The sequence below is a fragment of the Halomonas sp. YLB-10 genome, assembly GCF_003856855.1.
GTDB classification, from domain to species: Bacteria; Pseudomonadota; Gammaproteobacteria; order Pseudomonadales; family Halomonadaceae; genus Halomonas; species Halomonas litopenaei.
The window spans coordinates 341,992-348,073 of the sequence record NZ_RRCU01000004.1 but is presented as its reverse complement, the minus strand read 5'-3'; the positions used below and the strand labels follow the sequence as shown (position 1 = coordinate 348,073).

Annotated in this window: 5 protein-coding genes; 4 read left to right on the top strand and 1 reads right to left on the bottom strand. The window is 65.8% G+C overall.

Going from position 1 to position 6,082, the window contains the following annotated elements; translation table 11 throughout:
• Positions 1 to 195: 195 nt before the first annotated feature.
• Positions 196 to 1,968: a type I secretion system permease/ATPase gene (locus EBB56_RS11510; protein WP_108132755.1), complete on the top strand. Its 1,773-nt coding sequence runs from the start codon at positions 196 to 198 to the stop codon at positions 1,966 to 1,968.
• Entirely contained in the window at positions 1,965 to 3,281 is a 1,317-nt protein-coding gene (locus EBB56_RS11505; RefSeq protein ID WP_108132754.1) for an HlyD family type I secretion periplasmic adaptor subunit, read from the top strand. The genes EBB56_RS11510 and EBB56_RS11505 overlap by 4 nt, the downstream gene beginning before the upstream one ends.
• A gap of 282 nt (positions 3,282 to 3,563) precedes the next feature.
• Here EBB56_RS11505 and EBB56_RS11500 read toward each other — a convergent pair whose 3' ends face one another.
• On the bottom strand, positions 3,564 to 4,454 hold the full coding sequence (locus tag EBB56_RS11500; RefSeq protein WP_124804411.1) for a helix-turn-helix transcriptional regulator: 891 nt from the start codon (positions 4,452 to 4,454) through the stop codon (positions 3,564 to 3,566).
• Between the two features lie 158 nt (positions 4,455 to 4,612).
• Between EBB56_RS11500 and EBB56_RS11495 the strand changes: the two genes are divergently transcribed.
• Together EBB56_RS11495 and EBB56_RS11490 are read left to right on the top strand one after the other, a co-directional pair.
• Positions 4,613 to 5,311 carry an ABC transporter permease gene (locus tag EBB56_RS11495; protein ID WP_045994993.1) on the top strand — a complete coding sequence of 233 codons (699 nt, stop codon included), beginning with the start codon at positions 4,613 to 4,615 and terminating at the stop codon, positions 5,309 to 5,311.
• The gene (locus EBB56_RS11490; protein WP_045994994.1) at positions 5,308 to 6,033 is read left to right on the top strand and encodes an ATP-binding cassette domain-containing protein; all 726 of its coding nucleotides are present in this window, start codon (positions 5,308 to 5,310) and stop codon (positions 6,031 to 6,033) included. The genes EBB56_RS11495 and EBB56_RS11490 overlap by 4 nt, the downstream gene beginning before the upstream one ends.
• Positions 6,034 to 6,082: the final 49 nt, after the last annotated feature.

Genomic DNA, 6,082 nt, shown 5'->3' with positions numbered 1-6,082 from the left:
AGAATAACTAGGCAAAAGCCCCTGCAAAGTAGTTGCAAGGTAGAAAAAACCGCATAACATCTTTAGTCATTCGTCGTCCGCATTGACCTACGACATTCACCATCTACAGGCAAATAGCTCAGCAGCTTTTCAAGAAAAACGGCGCAATGTTCGCCAAACAAGAAAAATGACGTGACGTCCAGGGGGAGAGGGAAGATGTCTGCGGAACACAACGATCTGCGCAAGGTGCTGGCCTTCTGCCGGCGCAGCTTTGGCTATGTGGCTCTGTTCAGCCTGTTCATCAACCTGCTGATGCTGGTGCCGCCACTCTATATGCTGCAGGTGTATGACCGGGTGCTGACCACCCGCAGCCAGGAAACCCTGTGGATGCTGACGCTGGTGGTGGTGTTCCTGTTTCTGGTGATGGGTGGGCTCGAGCTGATGCGCTCACGCATCCTGGTCCGGGTCGGCAATCGCCTCGATGCGCTGATCAGTCCCCGGCTCTACAGCGCCATGTTCAAGCGCACCCTGTCGAGTCCCGGCAAGCCCTCCGCCCAACCGCTCAACGACCTGACCAGCCTGCGTCAGTTCCTCTCCGGCAACGGCCTGTTTGCCTTCTTCGATGCGCCCTGGGTACCGGTCTACATCGGGGTGCTGGCACTCTTTCATCCGTGGTTTGGGCTGTTTGCCCTGGGCGCCGGCGTGATCCTGGCCACCATCGCGGTCATCAACGAGCGTATGACCAAGCAACTGCTGACCGAGGCCAACGGTCGCCACGTGCAGTCCCAGGACCTGGCCAACAGCAACCTGCGCAACGCCGAGGTGCTGCACGCCATGGGCATGCTGCCCGGGATCCAGGGCCGCTGGGCGGCGCGCCATCGTGAATACCTGGTGCTGCAATCCCAGGCCAGCGATCGTTCGGGCCTGCTGACCAATACCTCCAAGGTGCTGCGGCTGATGTTCCAGTCGCTGATCCTCGGCATCGGTGCCTTTCTGGTGCTCAGGGGCGAGCTGACCCCAGGCATGATGATCGCCGGTTCGATCCTGATGGGCCGCGCCCTCGCCCCCATCGACCAGATGATCAACGGCTGGAAGGGCTTTTCCGGGGCACGCACGGCCAAGGGACGACTCGAGGCATTGCTCGACGAGGTGCCCGCCGATCCGCCGACCATGCCGCTGCCCCGGCCCCGGGGTCAGCTCAGCCTGGAAGGCGTCAGCGCCGCGCCTCCCGGCGTGCGCCTGCCGACCCTGACCAACATCGACCTCAAGCTTGCCAAGGGCGAACACCTGGCCGTGGTCGGCCCCAGCGCCTCGGGCAAGTCGAGCCTTGCCCGGGTGGTGCTCGGGCTATGGCCGGCTCAGCTTGGCTGTGTGCGCCTGGATGGCGCCGATATCAACAAGTGGGATCGCACCGCGCTGGGCCCCTACCTCGGCTATCTGCCCCAGGACATCGAGCTGTTCGACGGCAGCGTGGCCGAGAACATCGCCCGCTTCCAGGAGGTCGACCCCGAGCAGGTCGTGCGTGCCGCCCGCCGTGCCGGCGTGCATGAACTGGTGCTGAAGCTGCCCGAAGGCTATGACACCTATCTGGATCACGGCGGCACCGCGCTGTCCGCCGGTCAGCGCCAGCGTATCGGCCTGGCCCGAGCGCTCTACGGCGACCCCGCGCTGATCGTGCTGGATGAACCCGACGCCAATCTGGACGATGCCGGTGAGGCCGCCCTGGCCGAGTGTCTGATCCAGCTGCGCCAGCAGGGCACCACCGCGCTGGTGATTACCCATCGCCAACGCCTGCTGAGCAACGTCGATCGTATCCTGGTGCTCAAGGACGGCCAGATCGCCTCGCTGACGCCGCCCCGCCGCAACACGCCGGCGGCCGCCGTGGCCACCGCTGGACGGCGCTCGCCCGGCGTCACCACCCTGCACCCCAGCGCCCGGGGGCGCTCCCCCGTCAACCGCCGCAGCGGCGGTGAGGAGACCTCATCATGAACAGCCCCTCCCCTTCCCAGGACGACCTGCCGCTGCAGGACACTCGCTATCGGCGCATGGGCCTGATCATCCTGCTGGTCGCCTTCGGCGGCTTCGGCAGCTGGTCGGTGATGGCCAGCCTGGCGGTCTCGGTGGTGGCTCCCGGCTCGGTGTCGGTGGAGAGCTTCACCAAGACGGTGCAGCATCTCGAGGGTGGCATCGTCGAGCAGATCCACGTCGAGGATGGTAGTCAGGTCGAGGCCGGTGCACCGCTGATCACCCTGGATGACACCCAGGCGATGGCCCAGAGTCGTATCGTCGAGACCGAGTACCTGATCGCCCGCGCCAGCGAAGTACGCCTGCTGGCCGAACAGTCCGGCGCCGAAACGCTGGTCTTCCCCCAGGCCCTGATCGATTCGGACAACGCCCGGGTACAGGCGGTGCTGGAGGTTCAGCGGCGGCTGTTCGAGGTACGCCGCGACTCGCTGGAGGGCACCCTGGCGGCGCTCGACCAGCAGATCCTCCAGCTCGAGGAGCAGATCACCGGCCTCGAGGAGACCCAGGTCATCACCCAGCGGCGAATCGACTCCCTCAACGGCGATGTCGCCAACCACCGCAAGCTGTTTCGTGATGGCTTGATCAGCAGCCAGCGCATGCGCGAGATGGAGCGCGAGAGCCTGGAGTACCAGAGCGACAACGCTCGTCACGTCTCCGAGGTGGCCAGGCTCAGGGCCCAGATCAGCGAGAACACCCTGAACAAGCAGATTCGCCTGCAGGAGTTCCAGCAGCAGGTCGGCGAGGCGCTGCGCCAGGTGCAGGCCGAGGTGGCGGACGCTGAAGAACGCCTGGTGGCGCTGAACGATACCTTGAAGCGCACCCAGATCACCGCCCCGGTAGCGGGCACCGTGGTCGGGCTCAAGGTGCATACCCTGGGCGCGGTGGTGCGCGGCGGCGACCCGCTGATGGACCTGGTGCCCATGGGCGACGGCTTTATCGTCGAGGCCAAGGTGGCCAACCACGACGTCGACCATCTGTACCTTGGCCAACCGGCGGAAATCCGCTTCAGCGCCTTCAACCAGCGGCTGTCCAACGTCATCGACGGTGAGGTCGTCCACGTCAGCGCCAACAGTTTCGAGGACGAGGCGACGCGCCAGCGCTACTACAAGGTACGCATCCAGGTAACCGAACTCGGCGAGAAGGACATGACCGAGAATATGCGGCTGATGGCCGGCATGCCGGCAGAGGTGATGATCCGCACCAGCGAAAGAAGCTTCGCCAGCTATGTGGCGAAACCGATCGTGGACATGCTGGCACGGGCGATGCGGGAAGAGTAAGAAGGGTGACCGCCTTTTCACGCGACACCCTTGCGCGCGTGAAAGGCGGAACACCAAGGATCACCGGCCCTCCGCGACACCCTTGCGCGCGTGAAAGGCGGAACACAGAGGATCACCGGCCCTCCGCGACACCCTTACGCACGTGAAAGGCGGAACACCAAGGATCACCGGCCCTCCGCGACACCCTTACGCGCGTGAAAGGCGGAACACCAAGGATCACCGGCCCTCCGCGACACCCTTGCGCGCGTGAAAGGTGGAACACCGAGGATCACCGACCTCGCATCAGGCGTTGAAGCGAATCGTCCCGATCCGCGACACCTCGTAGCCGCCAAGGCTTTCCGCCTGGTCCCGTAAACGCTCACCCCGGGCGAAGGCGAACAGCCGCTGCAGGGCATCGCTGAAATAGCTGCGTCGCCGCAACAGCAGGTCGAAAGACTCCTGGTGCAGGGGCAGGAAATGAAGCCCCTGGCGCCTTGCTGCGGCCTCCACACCAAGCCCCACGTCCGCCCTGCCCTGGGCAACGGCAAGCGCCAGGTCGTCCTCGCTTGTCGCCGGATGCTCCACCATATCCAGCCGCTCCATCTCGATGCCCTGCCGCTCCAGCAGCCAACCCAGCAAGCGGTGGGCGCCGGCGCCCTCGGGGCGCCGACCGATACGCAGCCCCGGCCTTGCCAGGTCACCCAGGCCTTTGAGGCCAAGCGGGTTGCCCTGCGCCAGCATCAGCCCCTGGGTACGTCTGGCCCAGTGCACCACCACCAGGTCACGCATGCCACCGAGGCCAAGCTCCGAGGGCACATTGTAGCGCCCCGCCCCGTCCAGCAGATGAGCACCCACCACCATGGCCTTGCCCGCCAGCAGCCGCTGGATGCCGTCGCCGCTGCCCAGGCAAAGGCTCGCCAGGCCACAGCCGCTCTCGCGCATCGCCCAGTCCAGCAGCGGGTCCTGACTGCCGGCCATCACCTCCAGCGGCTCGGTCGCGGAAGACTGATCCCCCTCCAGGTGGTTCATCAGCCACAGGTCGATGGCATGACGTGGAAACAGCAGTTTGCCGGTGGCACGGGTGCAGGGAATCTGCCCCTGGCGGACCAGATCGTAGACCTTGCGTGGCTTCAACCGCAGATAGTCGGCCACCTCTGCAGTGGTGAGGTAGCGAGGCAGGACGGGTTCGACCATCGGGTTACCTCCAAAAGGTGTAGAGGGTCACTTTGCAGGAAGTGGTCTATGGCTGCATATATTACGGCCATGGGGTGCGCGTCGCAGTAGATCATCACATCATGCCGGTAGACCGGAAAACGGCAAGCACCCGACGCCCCCAAATCGACCGAGACACGATGACCGACTCTGCCTTCCTTACTGCCCTTGAACTCGTCATCGGTCTGGACGCCGACCTGCTCTACATCGTCGGGCTATCGCTGAAGATCTCGCTGACCGCCGTCGCCATCGCTGCCCTGGTGGCCTTTCCATTGGGGGCGGCGCTGGCGCTGTTTCGCTTTCCAGGCCGAGCCCCTCTTATCGTCACCCTCAATGCCCTGATGGGCCTGCCGCCGGTGGTGGCGGGGCTCGCCGTCTATCTATTGCTGTCCCGGGCAGGGCCGCTGGGTTCACTAGGGCTGCTGTTTACCCCCACCGCCATGGTCGTGGCCCAGGTCATCCTGGTGCTGCCGATCCTGGCGGCCCTGACCCGTCAGAAGGTCGAGGAGCTCCACGGCGAGTACGCCGAACAGCTCGCCTCCATCGGGGTTTCTCGGCGGCGCCGTATTCCGACCTTGCTGTGGGACGCCAGGCTGTCGCTGATCACTGTGGTGCTGGCCGGCTTTGGCCGCGCCAGCGCCGAGGTCGGGGCGGTGATGATCGTCGGCGGCAACATCGACGGCGTCACCCGGGTGATGACGACGGCCATCGTGCTGGAGACCAGCAAGGGCAACCTGCCCCTGGCGCTGGGCCTGGGTATCGTGTTGCTGACACTGGTGGGGGTCATCAATGCACTGGCGCATCTGCTGGGCGAAGCGACGCGGAGGCAGCTCGGATGACCCATCTGACCCTTTCGGTGCCGGCCACGACGCCACGCCTGAACTTCGATCGCGTCAGTTATGCATCCCGTGGGCAGACGCTGCTGGGGCCGCTGTCGCTGAACCTGGAGGGCCATCGCCGCACCCTGATCATGGGGCCCAACGGCGCCGGCAAGAGCCTGCTGATGCGCCTGGCCCATGGTCTGCTGCAGCCGACGTCGGGGCGCCTGGTGTGGGAAGGCGCGGCGCCACGCCAGGCCATGGTGTTCCAGCGCCCGGTGCTGCTCAGACGCTCGGCCCTGGCCAACCTCGAGTATGCCCTGGCGGTGCAGCGGGTGCCGCGGCGTCAGCGTCGCGAACGGGCCAGGGAGGCGCTGGCGCGGTTTGGTCTGGAGGCGCTCGCCCGGCGACCGGCCAGGGTACTGTCCGGCGGCGAACAGCAGCGCCTGGCGCTGGCCCGGGCCTGGCTGCTGTCGCCCGAGGTGCTGTTTCTCGATGAGCCCACCTCGGCCCTGGATCCCGCCGCCATTCGCGCCGTGGAGGCCGCCATCGGCGACTTTCACCGCCAGGGGGTACGCATCGTGATGACCAGCCATGACCTTCATCAGGCCCGCCGACTGGCCGACGAGGTGATCTTGCTGCACCACGGCAGGCTGGTCGAACAGAGCCCTGCAGCGACCTTCTTCGACGCCCCGGTCACCGCCGAGGGCCACGCCTTTGTCCACGGCGAGCTGCTCGATTGAGCGGCCTGCCCCATCCAGAAGTCCGATCAACCCACGCAAGGAAGGCCCC